General features: G+C 64.8%; 20 protein-coding genes and 2 tRNA genes. 9 read left to right on the top strand and 13 right to left on the bottom strand.

The window, feature by feature from the left end:
• Window positions 1–52 precede the first annotated feature (52 nt).
• Complete coding sequence (locus tag NV2_RS30935; RefSeq protein WP_210749435.1) at window positions 53–727, bottom strand: hypothetical protein; 675 nt, start codon at window positions 725–727, stop codon at window positions 53–55.
• Window positions 728–1,234: 507 nt separating this feature from the next.
• Here NV2_RS30935 and NV2_RS19500 point away from each other — a divergent pair.
• A complete protein-coding gene (locus NV2_RS19500) occupies window positions 1,235–1,522 on the top strand; it encodes a helix-turn-helix domain-containing protein (RefSeq protein ID WP_245662678.1) in 288 nt (95 codons plus the stop codon).
• Complete coding sequence (locus NV2_RS19495; protein WP_067876223.1) at window positions 1,519–2,847, top strand: site-specific integrase; 1,329 nt, start codon at window positions 1,519–1,521, stop codon at window positions 2,845–2,847. The genes NV2_RS19500 and NV2_RS19495 overlap by 4 nt, the downstream gene beginning before the upstream one ends.
• Window positions 2,848–2,935: 88 nt before the next feature.
• Here the strand turns inward: NV2_RS19495 and NV2_RS19490 are convergent.
• The 4 genes from NV2_RS19490 to cynR all read right to left on the bottom strand — a co-directional run bounded on the left by NV2_RS19490 (window position 2,936) and on the right by cynR (window position 5,132).
• Window positions 2,936–3,009 (bottom strand) — tRNA-Met (locus NV2_RS19490).
• 82 nt (window positions 3,010–3,091) lie between these two features.
• Window positions 3,092–3,598, bottom strand: a complete 507-nt coding sequence (locus NV2_RS19485; protein ID WP_067876220.1) for a nucleoside deaminase — start codon at window positions 3,596–3,598, stop codon at window positions 3,092–3,094.
• Window positions 3,599–3,612: 14 nt separating this feature from the next.
• Entirely contained in the window at window positions 3,613–4,083 is a 471-nt protein-coding gene (cynS, locus tag NV2_RS19480) for a cyanase (RefSeq protein ID WP_067876218.1), read from the bottom strand.
• 164 nt (window positions 4,084–4,247) lie between these two features.
• Window positions 4,248–5,132 carry a transcriptional regulator CynR gene (gene cynR / locus NV2_RS19475; protein ID WP_067876215.1) on the bottom strand — a complete coding sequence of 295 codons (885 nt, stop codon included), beginning with the start codon at window positions 5,130–5,132 and terminating at the stop codon, window positions 4,248–4,250.
• A 108-nt stretch (window positions 5,133–5,240) separates the two neighbouring features.
• Between cynR and NV2_RS19470 the strand changes: the two genes are divergently transcribed.
• Complete coding sequence (locus tag NV2_RS19470; protein WP_245662677.1) at window positions 5,241–6,020, top strand: ankyrin repeat domain-containing protein; 780 nt, start codon at window positions 5,241–5,243, stop codon at window positions 6,018–6,020.
• 36 nt (window positions 6,021–6,056) lie between these two features.
• Here NV2_RS19470 and NV2_RS19465 read toward each other — a convergent pair whose 3' ends face one another.
• On the bottom strand, window positions 6,057–7,295 hold the full coding sequence (locus tag NV2_RS19465) for a cytochrome P450 family protein (protein WP_067876323.1): 1,239 nt from the start codon (window positions 7,293–7,295) through the stop codon (window positions 6,057–6,059).
• 200 nt (window positions 7,296–7,495) lie between these two features.
• Here NV2_RS19465 and NV2_RS19460 point away from each other — a divergent pair, with 200 nt between their 5' ends.
• A complete protein-coding gene (locus NV2_RS19460) occupies window positions 7,496–8,323 on the top strand; it encodes a mycofactocin-coupled SDR family oxidoreductase (RefSeq protein WP_067876212.1) in 828 nt (275 codons plus the stop codon).
• A 59-nt stretch (window positions 8,324–8,382) separates the two neighbouring features.
• Here the strand turns inward: NV2_RS19460 and NV2_RS19455 are convergent.
• The 4 genes from NV2_RS19455 to NV2_RS19440 all read right to left on the bottom strand — a co-directional run bounded on the left by NV2_RS19455 (window position 8,383) and on the right by NV2_RS19440 (window position 10,361).
• Window positions 8,383–8,456, bottom strand: a tRNA-Met gene (locus tag NV2_RS19455).
• A 184-nt stretch (window positions 8,457–8,640) separates the two neighbouring features.
• Window positions 8,641–9,081: a GbsR/MarR family transcriptional regulator gene (locus NV2_RS19450; protein WP_245662676.1), complete on the bottom strand. Its 441-nt coding sequence runs from the start codon at window positions 9,079–9,081 to the stop codon at window positions 8,641–8,643.
• Window positions 9,075–9,911 carry an alpha/beta fold hydrolase gene (locus tag NV2_RS19445; RefSeq protein ID WP_067876207.1) on the bottom strand — a complete coding sequence of 279 codons (837 nt, stop codon included), beginning with the start codon at window positions 9,909–9,911 and terminating at the stop codon, window positions 9,075–9,077. The genes NV2_RS19450 and NV2_RS19445 overlap by 7 nt, the downstream gene beginning before the upstream one ends.
• 87 nt (window positions 9,912–9,998) lie before the next feature.
• Window positions 9,999–10,361, bottom strand: a complete 363-nt coding sequence (locus NV2_RS19440) for a nuclear transport factor 2 family protein (RefSeq protein WP_067876204.1) — start codon at window positions 10,359–10,361, stop codon at window positions 9,999–10,001.
• Window positions 10,362–10,691: 330 nt separating this feature from the next.
• Between NV2_RS19440 and NV2_RS19435 the strand changes: the two genes are divergently transcribed.
• Both NV2_RS19435 and NV2_RS19430 read left to right on the top strand, forming a co-directional pair.
• Entirely contained in the window at window positions 10,692–11,144 is a 453-nt protein-coding gene (locus tag NV2_RS19435; protein WP_157102975.1) for a winged helix DNA-binding protein, read from the top strand.
• Window positions 11,145–11,348: 204 nt separating this feature from the next.
• A complete protein-coding gene (locus tag NV2_RS19430) occupies window positions 11,349–11,660 on the top strand; it encodes a putative quinol monooxygenase (protein ID WP_067876199.1) in 312 nt (103 codons plus the stop codon).
• A gap of 69 nt (window positions 11,661–11,729) precedes the next feature.
• Here NV2_RS19430 and NV2_RS19425 read toward each other — a convergent pair whose 3' ends face one another.
• Together NV2_RS19425 and NV2_RS19420 are read right to left on the bottom strand one after the other, a co-directional pair.
• Entirely contained in the window at window positions 11,730–12,284 is a 555-nt protein-coding gene (locus tag NV2_RS19425; RefSeq protein WP_067876196.1) for a DUF2165 domain-containing protein, read from the bottom strand.
• A 125-nt stretch (window positions 12,285–12,409) separates the two neighbouring features.
• Window positions 12,410–12,709, bottom strand: coding sequence for a hypothetical protein (locus NV2_RS19420; protein ID WP_067876194.1), 300 nt, complete (start codon window positions 12,707–12,709; stop codon window positions 12,410–12,412).
• Window positions 12,710–12,796: 87 nt separating this feature from the next.
• Here NV2_RS19420 and NV2_RS19415 point away from each other — a divergent pair, with 87 nt between their 5' ends.
• The 3 genes from NV2_RS19415 to NV2_RS19405 are packed head-to-tail and all read left to right on the top strand — an operon-like array spanning window position 12,797 to window position 14,270.
• A complete protein-coding gene (locus NV2_RS19415) occupies window positions 12,797–13,270 on the top strand; it encodes a hypothetical protein (protein ID WP_067876192.1) in 474 nt (157 codons plus the stop codon).
• A 3-nt stretch (window positions 13,271–13,273) separates the two neighbouring features.
• The gene (locus NV2_RS19410) at window positions 13,274–13,960 is read left to right on the top strand and encodes a hypothetical protein (RefSeq protein ID WP_067876189.1); all 687 of its coding nucleotides are present in this window, start codon (window positions 13,274–13,276) and stop codon (window positions 13,958–13,960) included.
• Between the two features lie 55 nt (window positions 13,961–14,015).
• A complete protein-coding gene (locus tag NV2_RS19405; RefSeq protein WP_157102974.1) occupies window positions 14,016–14,270 on the top strand; it encodes a hypothetical protein in 255 nt (84 codons plus the stop codon).
• 35 nt (window positions 14,271–14,305) lie between these two features.
• Here NV2_RS19405 and NV2_RS32850 read toward each other — a convergent pair whose 3' ends face one another.
• Complete coding sequence (locus NV2_RS32850; protein ID WP_307613571.1) at window positions 14,306–14,629, bottom strand: DUF397 domain-containing protein; 324 nt, start codon at window positions 14,627–14,629, stop codon at window positions 14,306–14,308.
• Window positions 14,630–14,638: the final 9 nt, after the last annotated feature.

Here is a 14,638-nt window from a genome sequence, read left to right as displayed (position 1 = left end):
CTTTCCTAGCTTCGACAAGACGCCCACCCCGTTGGAAGAATTATGGCCGATTCTACAGCTGGTAATCGGCTTCAATAACCAAGTGCCCAACAGGAAACCGCAGTTCAGAACCATTTCCATGTTCACAGTGCCCCGCCGAGGGCACAGACCTGTGACGAGTACTGCGCGAGTCGGTGCACGCTTCCGGTGCATCGATCTCCGCAGTGCTGGCTGCGGGAGTTTCGGCGGCCGGCCGGTACGCCGGATACAGCGGAGTCTGAGCAGCCGGTGACACCCGCCGCCGCACACGGACGCCGATCTCGATCGAACCGCCGCGCTGGGACACGTCAGGATCTGTGAGACCCCGGCCGTGTGTGATGGCCAGCGCGGTCGAGGGATTCCGGCAGGTGCGGCGCATCCGCACCTGCCGCCTCGTCCTCCTCGATACCGTGGCGCGGCCAGGGAAGGCACGGGCACGGACTCGGCCGGCGGATTCGTCCTGCCAGGCGTAGATCCACTCACCGGGTGGCGGCACATCAAGTTCGTCAACGTCCCGGCCAAGTCGTACCGCCTCAAAGTGCGCCCCTACGCCCACGTCGCATGCGCACGTGACCACACCCGTGGCGGTTTCGAGCTTCGCAACGTTCAACAGCCACGCCGCCCCGACACAGGGATGCCCGGCAAATGGCATCCGCACCGATGGCGTCCAGGTGTCGATCGAGCGGCGCACCGCATCGTCGGCGAACACAGTCTCGCTCAACCCGAGCCATCACGCGACGGCGAGCCGTTCGGCGTCGAACACAACATCTCTGCCCTTCACGACACCGAGTGCGTTCCCGAAATCGCCTGCTGGTCCGCCGAACACATCGACCAGGTCATAAACGATCACGAGCACAGTCAACCGCATCGGTGAACGGCAGATCCACCTGTCCGTCTCGAACCTCCACCTACGTCGCGACCCGGCGGAACAACATACGCCGCAGCACACCGGATTGTGAGATGCCCACATCGACGCTCAGTTCGGCGAACGGCCCGGACTGTCGCGCGGCCCACGCTCCCGTCCGCAACAGAATCCCAAACGAAATGTCCAAATTTCGGGCCTGCGCAGGAGTCCTGATACATGCCAGATCCAGTCAACACAGCGAATCGGTTCACCGATCGTGTCACACCGATCACACCGTTGACCAGGGAAACGGGAATGTACGAAAAACCTTCTCGCACAAGGTGCTTGACCTAGCGAACGCATGGAGCGTCAATGACCGACCGTATTGCACGATCCGATACCTGCCCTACCAGAACGGAAATGGAAGAAATGATGGAAGCGATAGGACCCGACACCGCGCGCGCCCCATGGGAGACGCTACCGCTGTTGTTATCGATACCGCGGACCGCTGTCCTGCTCGGCATCAGTCGATCAGCGGCCTATCGGCTTGCCGAATCCCATGAGCTACCGGTGAAACGGATGGGCGGTCGCGTCTACGTCGTGACCGCGCGGCTGCGGACACTGCTCGACGATGAATCGTCCGAGCGGGCCGCCGCATGAACAAGGGCCACGTCCGCAAACGCGGCAAGACCTGGTACTACCAGTTCCGGTTGCCGGAGAAGAAGCCCAACGGCAAACCCGACTACGAGACAAAAGGCGGGTTCACCACCGAGAAACAAGCCTGGGCCGCTTGCCGCGACGCCATGAAGGCGGTCGAGCAGAACAAGCGCGTCAAGCGCTCGAAAGTAACCGTCCGCGCCTACCTTGTCGACCAATGGCTCCCCGCGATCAAGATGACCGTCGACGCCACCACCTACGACAACTGGGAAGAACTGATCACCGCCTACGTCGTACCCAGACTCGGCGATAATGATCTGCAGAAACTGACCGCTCCGATGCTGGTGTCGTTCTACGCCGACCTGATGACCAACGGACGCATCAAGCCCGACAACAACATTCGCATGTACGAGTACTGGTCCAAGACAACCCGAAACGGCCAGCGACCGACACCACGCGAGATCACAACCACCTGCGGTGTGACCATCCACGCCGCCCGCGCCGCCGTCCGACGCTACAAATCCGGCCGGGTCCCAACACCGAAACCACCTGGGCTGCAACCCAAAACAGTCCGCAACATCCACATTGCCCTCCATCGCGCACTCGTCGACGCTGTCAACGTCTGGAAATACCGCGTGGACAACCCCACCGATGACGCGAAACCACCCCGCGTGGCCCAGACGCGACGACCGGTATGGACACCAGAACAGGCCGCCCGGTTCATGGACAGCATCCGCTTCGACCGGTTCTACGCGCTGTTCCGCCTCGAACTCACCACCGGCCTGCGTCGCGCGGAAGTATGCGGCATCCGCTGGTCGTCGCTCGATCTCGACGCCGGAGCACTGTCGGTACATCAGGGACGCGTCGTCGTCGCCGGGCACGCACAAGACGCTCAGGTCAAAACCGAGGACTCCGCTCGCTGGATCGCCCTCGACCCCGAAACGATCCGAGCGTTACGGGCCTGGAAAGCGATCCAGGACGCCGAACACGCACTCTACGGAGACGATTACGGCGACACCGCCTTCGTCTTCACCTACGAAGATGGCCGCCCCGCCCACCCCGACTCGGTCCGGGAACGATTCAAGCGCCTGGCCGCCCGCGCCGGACTACCCGAGATCCGCTTCTACGATCTGCGCCACACCTACATCACCGGAGCCCTGATGGCCGGAATCAACCCCAAAGTCGTCAGCCAGCGCGTAGGCCACACCGACGTGGCATTCACCATGAAGACTTACCAACACGTCCTGCCCGGCATGGACGAAGACGCCGCCGCCACAGCGGCCGCGCACCTACTGGGTGGGACGCCACGGACACCACAGCACAGCTGAAACTTAGTTTGGCTAATGATGCCAAACGTGATGCCAAACCCAACGAAAAACGGCCCCGGAACCATGGTTCCGGGGCCGTTTCCCCTAGTAGCGGGGACAGGATTTGAACCTGCGACCTCTGGGTTATGAGCCCAGCGAGCTACCGAGCTGCTCCACCCCGCGTCGGCAGTACCGACCTTACGCATCGGTCGCGGAAAAGCCAAAACGCAGCTCTTGCCGCCGGGAGGCGCGTCCTATCGCCCCATCACGCGGACCCGGCCGCGGGCGTTCCGGGCACGCGACGTTCGCCGTTGTTGCGGTCCTGCCAGAGGCGGTAGACGTCGACGGCGTCGGTGCGGGGTTCGTGGCGCATCGGCAGTCGGCGCTCGTCCCACGGCTTGGCGAACTCGCTGTAGAAGTTCTCCAGTTCGAAGTACTTCCGGTCGTCCACGTAGTGCGGGGAGTAGGCCTCCCGGGTGGTCAGGAAGACCACCTCGGCAGGTGAGCAGTAGTACAGGGCACCCAGGCACATCGGGCACGGCAACGCCAGGATGTAGATGGTGGCGCCGGTGAGGTGCTCGGTGCCGAGCCGGGTGCATGCCGCACGGATGGCGAGAATCTCGGCGTGCGCGGTGGGATCGTTGGTCTGCGCCACCAGATTCGGGCTCTCGGCGAGAATTTCGCCGTCCTCGACGATGACGGTCGCGAAGGGACGGCCGCCCTCGTCGACGTTGCGGCGCGCGAGGTCGATGGTGTGTTGTGCGAAATCCATTGCGCTCCTCGGGATCAGAACGGGACGGTAGGCAGGTACTTGCCGTCGAGGGTGATCACGGCGCGTTCACCGCCGTCGGGATCGGCGACCTTACGCACGTCGAGCTTGAAGTTGATCGCGCTGATGATGCCGTCACCGAACTGCTCGTGAATCAGCGCCTTCAAGGTGGTCCCGTACACCTGCAGCATTTCGTAGAACCGGTAGATGGTCGGATCGGTCGGCACGCCGCCGGGAATGGATCCGCGGGTGGGGATGGTCTGCAGCAGGGCGGCGGCATCGTCGCCGAGGCCGAGCAGATCGGCAACGGCGTGCGCGGACTTCTCCGGCAGCGGATGCTGGCCCAGGATCGCCGCGGTGACGAAAGCTGTGGAGTAGCCTGCAGTTTCGGCGATCTGCTCCCAGGTCAGATCCTTGGCGATCTTGGCCTCGACGGCGGTGACGGTCAGAGCCTGGCGGGCGGCCGGATCGAATTGTGCATGCACCATGGGTGACTCCTCGACTATTCGGATGAGGTGTGGGTCCGCACCCGTCGGTTCGGCAGGCGACGGCCGAGACTCGGCCGACCTCATCGACGGGCAACTGATTCCAGGGTGCACGACCAGTATCTATAGCGTCCAATACTTGAATTGGATCAGGGTTATAGTCCTACTCAATAGTCATGCGCGACGGACTGCAGGACCTCGGCGAACGCCCGCGCCGCCGCCGAGTGGTAGGCACTGTGCCGGCGCAGCAATTCCACGGCCCGCATGGGCAGCGGCGGATCCAACGGCACCGGCCGCACAGCGGGATGGGCACGTGTGATCGCATCCGGCAACACCGTCGCCAGGGTGCCGCGGCCGACGAATTCCAACAGCGCACTGATGGAGTTGGCCTCGATCGCGATTTCCGGGCGCACGCCGGCGTCGTCGAAGTAGCGATCGATGTGCACGCGGGTCGCGAAGTCCGCACTGAGCAGCCCCAGCGGGTGCCCGGTGAGATTGCGCACCGGCAGGGAACCCGTTGCCTCGGCCAGCGCATGACCGGAACCTACGACGAGGGTGAGTTGCTCGGTGAACAGGGCCGTGTGCTCGATACCCGCGGCATGCGGCCCGGCGAATGCGATACCGAGATCGAGCCGGTCGGCGGCCAGGTCCGACTCGATCCGATCCTGGGTGGTCTCCCGGAGTGTGAGGGCGATGCCGGGATGTTCGGACCGGAATCGGTGCACCAGCGGACCGATCAGATAGGCGGTGAAGGTGGGGGTCGTCGCGACCCGCAGATGTCCGCGACTCAGATCCTGCACGTCGTGGACTGCACGCTCGGCGGCATCGAGATCGCGCAGTGCCAGCCGGGCATGCTGCGCGTAGGCGTGCCCGGCATCGGTCAGTCGGACGGTACGGCCGGACCGATCCAGCAGCACCACCCCGAGTACCCGCTCGAGCTGTTTGATCTGCTGAGACAGGGTCGGCTGCGAGATGTGCAGCGATTCGGCCGCACGAGTGAAGTTGCCGTGGTCGGCAACCGCGAGCAGGTATTTGATGTGCCGCAACTCCATGACACAACTATAGGCAACACCAATGACCGCAATGACAGTTGCATCTTGGACGCTATCGAACCTGTTCGGCATCGTGGATATCACCACAGCACGAGGAGGCCGTTACCGATGTCGAACACCCCGCGCCGACGCTCCATGGTCGCCGCCACAGCGCTGGCCGTCCTGGCGCTGGGCGTCGTTGCCTGCCAAACAGATCGCCCCGACGACCGTCGACCGGCGACCGGCACCACCGCTCCGGCCCGCACCGACAACCTCGGTGCGGCGCCCGCACCCACGACCGCGGCGCCCGATCCCACGCTCGACGCCGCTCTGGTCGCGGCCGCGGCCGACAACGACGAACAGCGGGTACGGGAGCTGATCACCCGCGGCGCGAATATCGAGGCACGCGGCGAACAGGACCGCACCCCGCTGGTCGCCGCCACCAAAGCCCGCGCCACCGCCGCCGCGCGCGCCCTGATCGAGGCCGGCGCCGACGTGAACGCCAAGGACGCGCTACAGGATTCGGCTTACCTGTACGCGGGTGCCGAGGGTATCGACGACATTCTCGAGCTGACACTGACGCACGGCGCCGACATCCACAGCGTCAACCGCTACGGCGGGACGGCCCTCATCCCGGCCAGCGAACACGGGCACATCACCACGGTGCGCCGCCTGATCGAGGCCGGCGTCGACGTCGATCACATCAATACGCCCCGCTGGACCGCCCTACACGAAGCCATCGTCTACGGCGACGGGTCACAGCGGTATCAGCAGGTCGTCACCACACTGCTCGATGCCGGCGCGGATCCCGCGATCCGCGACGGCTCCGGGCGCACCGCGCTCGACAATGCCGAACGGCTCGGACAGACCGCTGTCGCCGCCATCCTGCGAGATCGAGCACAGCGATGAGCAGCAACACGTCTCCACCCCGGGCGGTCGTGCTCGTTACGGCAGGTTCAGCGGCGGGGACGCAGGAAATGTGACCGGAAGTTCGGCCAGGGTCCGATGCAGGGCGCCGGGCCGCCAGACCAGGGCGTCGGGCGCGACCGCGAGTTGTAGTTCGGGCAGGGCGTCGAGCAGTTGGTCGACCGCGCTCTGCGCGGTCATATAGGCGAGGGATTTCGCCGGACAGGCGTGCGGGCCCACCCCCCAGGCGAGATGGGCGCGGCTGCCGGCCTGATATCCGCCACCGATCTCGGGATCGTTGTTGCAGGCGACCAGGCTGATCACCACCGGCTGGTGCGCGGGCAGCCAGGTGTCGTCGATGAGGACGGGATGGCGGGGATAGGTGACGCTGGCATTGGGGAGCGGTGGGTCGGTGAACAGGACCTCGTCCAGGGCGTCTCTGGTGGAGTGCACGCCGCCGAGCACGCTGTCACCGAATTTCTCCTCGGTCAGGATCAGCCGCAGCGCATTGATGATCAGGCCTTGCAGCGGGCCCATGCCTACCCCGTAGAGGGCGAGGGCCTGGTGCAGCATCTCGTAGTCGTCGAACCGTGCCGGATCGTGCAGTAGCCGGGTGGTGACGTCGTCACCGGGTTCGGTGTGCTTGAGCCGGACCAATTCGAGCAACGCCTCGTCGAACATGCGGTTCGCCTCTTGGGCATCCACTCCGTCGAAGATGGCCGCGGTGGCAGCGGCCGCCTTCTGGCTGATCTGTGGTGGGCAACCCAGCAATGCGTTGACGACCTCGAAGGCCAGAGGTGCGGCGTAGTCGGCGACCAGATCGGCGGTGCCCGTGCCACAGAACGTATTGATCAGCTGCACCGCGGAGCGCTCCACGATGCCGTTGAGCGCATGCAGGTTCACACCGTCCAACGCCGACACGGTCGCGACGCGGTAACGCTCGTGTTCGGCTCCCGCCGACCGAGGCGGGGCGGGACGCCACTGCAACACCGGCAGCACCGGACTGTCCGCGGGGACGCCCTGCTGCCAGGTACGTGGATCGGCGGGGAAGTGCTCCGGATCGTTGAGAATTCGTAATGCGGTGCGGTAGCCCACGACCAGTGTCGCGGGTACTCCGGGCGCCAACTCGACCGGAACCAAAGATCCGTAGCGACTGCGCATTTCCCGGTAGGCGCGGTCGGGATCGGCGGCAAACTCGTCGGAGTACAAGCTGACGCGCTGGTCGGCGACGGATATGGGCGACGGGGCCCGCAGGGCGGGATCCGAGGGTGTGGACAAGGAATAACTCCCGGAGTAGTCGGCAACCTCGCAGAGCAGACGACCTTCGAGCCCGAAACCCGTCGGCCGATGGTAGCCCGAGCATAGCCGTGTGTTTTCACGATCTCGCACAGCACTCCCCCGGGCGGGAAGCAGTGCCATACAGTCGAAATGACCGGTATGCACGATGGTGCCGGTGAAGTGCAGAGGTTGGAGGGCTCATGGGCAAGTTGGACGGCAAGGTCGCATTCATCACCGGAGCGGGGCGCGGGCAGGGCCGCAGCCACGCACTACGTTTCGCGCGCGAGGGCGCCGATATCATCGCGGTGGACACCACGAGATCGGTGGACAGCGTCCCGTATCCACTGTCGAGCGCCGACGATCTGGCCGAGACGGTACGAGCCGTCGAGGACACCGGCCGGCGAATCATCGCCCGTAACGCCGACGTTCGCGATTACGCAGCACTGGAGGCAGCGGTCGGCGAGGGCGTGAACGCTTTGGGCAGGCTCGACATCGTCGTCGCGAACGCCGGTATTTCCAGCCCCGCCCCCACGCTCGAGATGAGCGAGGACACCTGGCAGGACATGATCGACATCAACCTGACCGGTACTTGGAAATCATTGAAGGCATCGGTGCCGCACATCGTCTCCGGCGAGCGCGGCGGCGCGGTGGTCATCACGAGTTCGCTGGCATCCACGGTCGTGAACGAGAACATGGCCCATTATTCCGCATCCAAGGCCGGGCTGGTCATGCTGATGAAGGTGATGGCGAAAGAGCTCGCACCGCAGAACATCCGAGTGAACTCGGTGCATCCGACGACGGTGGCGACGGAGATGGTGCTCAACGAGGCCACCTATCGCCTGTTCCGGCCCGATCTCGAACACCCGGAGCGCACCGATTTCGAAGAGGCCGCCCGCACCCTGAACCAGCTGCCTGTCGCGGCCCTCGAGCCCGAGGACATCACCGAGACCGTGCTGCACCTGGTCTCGGATGCGGGGCGGTTCATCACCGGGACAACGCAGTTCGTCGATGCCGGTGGTGGGCTCTGAGCGCGAGCGCATCGAAAGAAGAAGTGGCCCCGGAACTTTTGTTCCGGGGCCACTGGTAGTAGCGGGGACAGGATTTGAACCTGCGACCTCTGGGTTATGAGCCCAGCGAGCTACCGAGCTGCTCCACCCCGCGTCGGTAGAGTTAACCTTACGCACCGGGGGCCGAAAAGCCAAAACGCGCCCCCTATCAGCACAAATGGCAGTCCACCGCGGAGCTGAACCGTGCATCGTGAACCACCCGACCGCGGACCCGCACGGAGCACGACCGCCCGATGATCCAGGCTCATGATCGCGTCCGAAGCGGGACCTCCAGGCCGTCACGGCTGCGCACGTTCGCGAAGAACGTGTTCACCGGCGTCGATGTAGGCCGCGAACAGGTCGGTGACATCGCGCAGGCGTTGCGACGCCTGCGCGTTGTCGGTGAGTTCTTCGGCGGCGCGCAAGGTTCGGATGAAGGTCCGGGTCCGCTCGTGGCTGGCAGCCAGGAGTTGTTCGAACCCACCCGCGGCTTCCACCAGCAGCCGGCGACTGCCGGGCTGGGGAATGGTGTGGGCCAGCCCCCAGGAGACCAACTCGCGGATCGCCGTGCTTACCGCGCCGGAGCTGAGCGACAGGCCGGAACGGAGTTCCTCCGAACTGGACGGGGCGCCTCGCAAGAGCAGGTATCCGTACACACGCCCGGTCGCACGTGGGAGATTCCAGGTGGCCAGCGTGTCGCCCATGGCGTTCACGAACTCCTGGCGACTCGGACTCAGCACGGCTCGCTCCGCGGGGAAGAGGATGTTCCATGACCCCACCGATCGAGAATGCGCAACAACACTCGGGACGTGGCCTCCGGCGCATCCCAGGTGAGTAGGTGGCCGGCGTCCGGAACAACGTGCTCGGCAACGCCTTCCGCCTGCGCCCACCGTGGCATCGCGGTGGCGATGTTTCCGGTTCCGTCCTGCGCCCCGCGCATCAAGGCCAGTGGTACCGGGGAACGGTAGCCCGGTTCCGGGGCGACGAACGACACCGTAGCTCGCCACACATCCAGGAACACTCGCTTGGGCATCCGCGCGAAGAGCGCTTCCGCACGCGTTATCGCATCCGGGGACAGCGCCGAGGCCCGAGCCATCCAGCCCGGAAGCATGCCCGCCGGAACCACAGCCATCGCGGGTGCCGCCGAACGAAGCGCGAAACGCTCGAACCGGGACAGCGGACCGGTGTTCCACGTCGAGCCCATCACGATCAGTCCGCGCACGCGCTCGACGTGGGCGCGAGCGAATGCCTGCGCAAGGTTGCCGCCGAGCGAATGCCCCATCAGCACCGCCTCGTCGACCCCGCACTCGTCCAACAGGGCGGCGAGATCGCCGAGTGCGTCCGATGCCGTGAAGTGCACGCCCGCGGCAAGCGTCGACTCTCCGTGACCGCGCATATCCCACGTGATCACGCGGTACCCGTGATCGATCAGCGCACCGATCTGTGCATCGAACATGGTGTGGTCGACGCCCGCACCGTGCGTGAGCACCACGACGGAACCCGCGGCAGCGGTGTCCGCGAACGCGATCTCAGCGCCCGGGCGGACCAGCCGATGGTCTAATTTCACCATTCTCTGAATATAGGAGAGATCCCACGCGCCCGCCAGCCGGAGCCCGGCCCCTGTTTGCCGGTGGAGCGAAAGTGTCTCGACGCAGTACTAGTCGACGACAGAAGCGTGAGCAGCAATGACTCGCCAGCCGTGCGAGTCGCTGCGCACCCAGGTGCGGGTATAGCGCATCCTGGCCGCGAACGGCGACCCGTGAACGCTTCCTTCGACGAGGCCGAGGAACCACGTGACCCCGATTGCTCCTTCCACCAGGACAGTCAGCTCTTCTTCCTCGAGCTTGTTCATGATCTGAGCTCCGGTGCGGTGCACCTCGAGATCATCGGCCTTGGTGGCCGTGTCGGCGCCGAAAGTGAAGATCAACCGATCATCGAGCAACTCGTCCAACGCCTGGACGTCCCCAGCCAGCTGGGCGGCCTGAAGTCGCCGTTCAGCCTCTCGCAAGTCCTTCTCCATCGCACCGACTCTGCCAGCTCGACGCCGGCCGAGCCTCCCGTTCCGCTGACAGCAGACGGGGGTTCACCGATTGCGGACCAGGCCCCGCAGGTCTTCACCCCACCGAGCCCACCCTGCAACACCTCCCAACCCCTTGCGTTAGTCCGACTAACGATCTATATTCGTTTACGTGACTAACGTTAGTCACGTAAACGAATATTGGAGATACTGATGCCCGGCTGCACGTACCTCCTCCCCCTCCTCGCCGTCACCGCCTCCACCGTGGCGCTGACCGCGTGCGGTGGAGCAGAGCCGTCAGTGCAGTACAGCTCACCCGAAGGAGCCTCGCCCGTGTCGACCGAAACCAGCACCACGCCAACTCTCGACCCCCGAATCGTCGGCCAGGCGGAGAACGCGCACCGCGCGGTGCTCAATCGCGAATTGTCCGGTACCGGAGTCGATTACCCACAGTGGGTGACATTGGTACTCACCTGCGCCACCGACGCCCCGATCCAGCGCCGTCAGCTCGTCGAACGGGCGGCCGACAGCTTGAAAAACCAGGGAGCCGCCGACAAGGCGGTGCGCGGCTTGATCGAGTCCGCACTGATCGCACCGGACCACGACAAGCCGGAGTCCGTCGTCCCGACCGAGGCCGGCCGCGCACTGGCCGGACACGTCCGCGCAGCCACGAACGCAGTGATCACCCGCGCTTACGCTTCGGTCTCCAGGCAGGACTTGACCACTGCCGCAACGGTACTCACCACGGTCACCGCGCAGCTGAACCAGGAGCTCGCTGGATCTTGAACCGACCCCACCGCGAAGACAGGCGCAGCCGGAGGTGGTGCAACTCGCCAGAGACAACCAGCAGGACCGGGCTTTCGACCGTTCACGTTTCAGCTGTACCCGGACCAGCCGACGACCACTCCGACAAGCGCACCGAGGCCGGCGCCGGGTGCTCTGACCGATAGTTCCGGGCAGCAGCCTTACGGTATCGAGTACGGTTTGCTCGTGGATACGAGTGTCTATGTGATTGCCGATGTGGCATCCAGTCCGGAGAACGCCGAAAAGCTGGGTGACGTGATGCAGAAGTTCGCACTGGTGTGCCGCACCGAACCCGGTTGTCTCACCTACGACGTCTTTCGTTCCGTCGAGCAGCCGGAGCGGTTCGTCAGCATCGAAACCTACGCCGACGCAGCAGCTTTCACGGCGCACCGGCAGTCGGAACACTTTCGTGAGATCGGCGCGGCCGAACTGCTACCTCTCGTCGCGTCCCGCACGGTGCGGACCTTCACCGGGTCGGAGTCCGTCGCGCCGATATAGCGATTCGGCGGCACACCGGGTGTCGATGCATGCCGATATCTACGAGGACGACCTGCGACATCCCCGGTTCTACTGCGAGGTCGGCGTAGGCGCCCGCTCCGGCAGGTGAACCAATATCAAGCCGACCGCTGCGATCAGGAAATTCTGCAAGGCCGCCGAGGAGGCATTCACCTCCTCGTTCGCCCACATCCGGAACCACTCTCCCCCGATGGTCAGGAAACCGCCGACGAACAGCACGATTACCATCACCCAACCCAGGCTCGACAACCGCGCCGCAACACCCGGACGGTCTCGCGTCCGGCGCGGCCGGCCGCTCAACTCCCTGACCCAGGCAGCAGCACCCACCAACAGCACGATCGCGATCGCGAACTCCCAGAACACAATCAACACGTAGGCGACCAGCGCGACATTCCCACTGGCGACGGCCCGCCAATCGATCCCCGGATTGTGCAGCGTCGCCCGCATCGACAACACCTCCGACACCCCACGCCGGTTGGTATCGGTGTCGGTGCAATTGGTGATCGCGACCAGCAGATAGTAGAGGCCGGTGATCGCGGTCAGCACCGCCACCGCCATCCGGCGACTACCCACCTCCTCGAGCAGACGTTTACTGCCGTTTCGCATGCTGCACACCCATCCGCCTCGACATCGTAGGTCAACCCGATTGTGTCAGAACGCTTTTCACCGTCGGTATTCCCAACCGTGGGGCTTGAACGGGGTGTGTCCAGTGGGGCCACACGACTGTGCTGTCAACGACTCCGCACCTCCGGATGTATGGCCCATCTGGCGAAACTCAGTCGCGGCTCGACCGTTTCGACGTCGGCGACCATCATCACCGCATGGAGAGTGAGAACGTCGACATGCTCGGTCGACGGCAAGAGCAGCGCATCCGCGTTCCACTCGCGAACCTGGTCGGCCAGCGGAATGCGACTGGTCTCCGCCGACCACTGCAACCGGTAGCCGAGTCGCCGCGCCAACCGCCGTAGCTCAGCGGGGACCCGATCTGGCTCATCGCTGCCGAGTACAACCGTGCCTTGATCCTGTTGCATTCCGGTGCTTACTCCGGCGGATCGCGGACGATCGAACGCGCGTATGCCGCAAGCGAGGACATTCCTACCTCCCCTGACCTCTTGGCTGTGCGTGGCGCGCTCCATCTGCGCGGAGCGATTCTGGCCGCCCGCGCTGCCGATGGCGATGCTGCCGAGGCCCATCTCGGCGAAGCACGAGGAATCGCTTCCGCCATCGGCCCTACTCGGTTCCGCCACTACGGCACCGGCTTCCGGCCTTCCAACGTCGACATCCACTCGGTCGCGGTGCCGGTCGAACTCTCCGACGGCACCACCGCCATATCGCGAGCCGCGAAGATCCACCTGCCGGTCTCTGTGGCACCCTCCCGTGCCGGACACCACTTCATCGACCTCTCCCGTGCGTGGCTGTTACACGGCGACAGACAACGCGCCTTGCTCACCCTGCAACAGGCCCGTGTGGTCGCACCGGAACTCACCCGGGGCCACCCACAGGTCCACGAAACCGTCCGAGTATTGGCCCACGCCCGCCGCGGCACCGACGATCTTGCCCGCTTCGCCACTTGGGCGGGCGTCAGAATCTGACATATGAAGCTCGCAGTCGCTCAACTGCGGGAGTGCTCCGCCGCTGACCGGCAAAGGCTCTCCGCCACGACGGGAGGACTCCGCGACATCTTGGTTGATTCGATCCGAGCCACCGCCGACCAACTCGATCTACTACCCCATCGCGCACCGTCGAGCACCGTCGCGGTGGTCCGGCAGCTCGGCAGCACGATCGATACCCTGCTACACGGTGACTCGACCATCGTCGTCGGCGGCCCGGACGGCTCCTACACAGTTTCCACAGACAACCGGTTGGACGGGCTCGACCTGGATGAAACCCGCAGGTACCGAAAGCGTTTGAGCGAAGGTAGCGGCTACGACGAGACCCATCGACACGTCTTGCGATCACTCCAGCACGAACAGCTCCGGTATCGAAACCGCCCGAACGGCTACTGGACCGCTGAGGCGGACCCGATCGCCGCCGAATACGCCATCACGTCGATCCCCTCGGCAGCAGACGTTCCATGGATGGCGCTCGCCACCGATGGAGCGGCCGAACGCATTCCCGCCGTCGGCGCTTCCTGGGATCAGGTCGCAGCCTGCGACAGCGACATGCTGAACCGCCTCCTCGAGCGCTGTCATCATTGGGAAGCAGACACCGACCCGAGCGGCCGCATCGCACCTCGCGCGAAACGCCACGATGACAAGTCTTTGGTTGTGGCGATCCTTTAGAGAGGCGGGCGCGCTTCCCTTCGCTCTCGAGGCTTACATCGGCATGATTGCCGGCATGACCGAACAAATCGCCGTCAGCCCGCCTGGCGAACTGGTCGATTTCGTGAATGCCGAGGTGAAGACGCAGCACCACATCGATCGTGCCGCTGTGTTCGCCGCTGCCCTCGAGCAATTCCGCGACCGTGTCATCGAGGATTCGATCGTTGCCGGGTACGGCGCAGTCCCCGACAGTGAAGACGAGGACCTGGACGAATTCTTGTCCCTCGCGCGCGTATCCACTTGGGGTGAAAGCAAGGACAACCGGACGTGATCGCATCTGCCACCCGCCAGCCGGCCCGAGCAGGATCAGGAGTGGCCGAACCGCCGTACACCGGAGAGGAAAGCGTCCCATTCGTCACCGGTGAAGACGAACGCCCGCCCATTCGGGGCTTTGGAGTCTCGCACCCCGACCTGCCCACCGTCCAGGTGCGCGACCTCCACGCAGTCGTTGCCGCCACCACTGTGACTGGACTTGAACCATGCGGCATCGAATAGATCCACGATCACTACCTGCACTCCCTTGCTACACGCCGTAGCGCTTTGTTTGCTGCCTGCCGGTGACAGCGCTGCCGTTCGCAAGCGCTCGAAGGTGTCGCGGTCCCGCTTGACGATCGCGTTCTCAGCGGCCACACTTTATTG

It is taken from the genome of Nocardia vermiculata NBRC 100427 (genome assembly GCF_001613265.1).
Lineage (GTDB): Bacteria > Actinomycetota > Actinomycetes > Mycobacteriales > Mycobacteriaceae > Nocardia > Nocardia vermiculata.
The sequence above is the reverse complement of the archived record's forward strand: the minus strand, read 5'-3'. Positions and strand labels throughout refer to the sequence as shown.

Bases quoted from the DNA above. Each gene is read 5' to 3' on its own strand.
- NV2_RS19420 (WP_067876194.1), bottom strand. From the start codon at position 12,709: ATGCAACAGGATCAAGGCACGGTTGTACTCGGCAGCGATGAGCCAGAT.
- NV2_RS19440 (WP_067876204.1), bottom strand. From the start codon at position 10,361: ATGGAGAAGGACTTGCGAGAGGCTGAACGGCGACTTCAGGCCGCCCAG.
- NV2_RS19405 (WP_157102974.1), top strand. From the start codon at position 14,016: ATGACCGAACAAATCGCCGTCAGCCCGCCTGGCGAACTGGTCGATTTC.
- NV2_RS19460 (WP_067876212.1), top strand. From the start codon at position 7,496: ATGGGCAAGTTGGACGGCAAGGTCGCATTCATCACCGGAGCGGGGCGC.
- NV2_RS19485 (WP_067876220.1), bottom strand. From the start codon at position 3,598: ATGGATTTCGCACAACACACCATCGACCTCGCGCGCCGCAACGTCGAC.
- NV2_RS19500 (WP_245662678.1), top strand. From the start codon at position 1,235: ATGACCGACCGTATTGCACGATCCGATACCTGCCCTACCAGAACGGAA.
- NV2_RS19470 (WP_245662677.1), top strand. From the start codon at position 5,241: ATGTCGAACACCCCGCGCCGACGCTCCATGGTCGCCGCCACAGCGCTG.
- NV2_RS19425 (WP_067876196.1), bottom strand. From the start codon at position 12,284: ATGCGAAACGGCAGTAAACGTCTGCTCGAGGAGGTGGGTAGTCGCCGG.
- NV2_RS19410 (WP_067876189.1), top strand. From the start codon at position 13,274: ATGAAGCTCGCAGTCGCTCAACTGCGGGAGTGCTCCGCCGCTGACCGG.
- cynS (WP_067876218.1), bottom strand. From the start codon at position 4,083: ATGGTGCATGCACAATTCGATCCGGCCGCCCGCCAGGCTCTGACCGTC.
- NV2_RS19445 (WP_067876207.1), bottom strand. From the start codon at position 9,911: ATGGTGAAATTAGACCATCGGCTGGTCCGCCCGGGCGCTGAGATCGCG.
- NV2_RS19495 (WP_067876223.1), top strand. From the start codon at position 1,519: ATGAACAAGGGCCACGTCCGCAAACGCGGCAAGACCTGGTACTACCAG.
- cynR (WP_067876215.1), bottom strand. From the start codon at position 5,132: ATGGAGTTGCGGCACATCAAATACCTGCTCGCGGTTGCCGACCACGGC.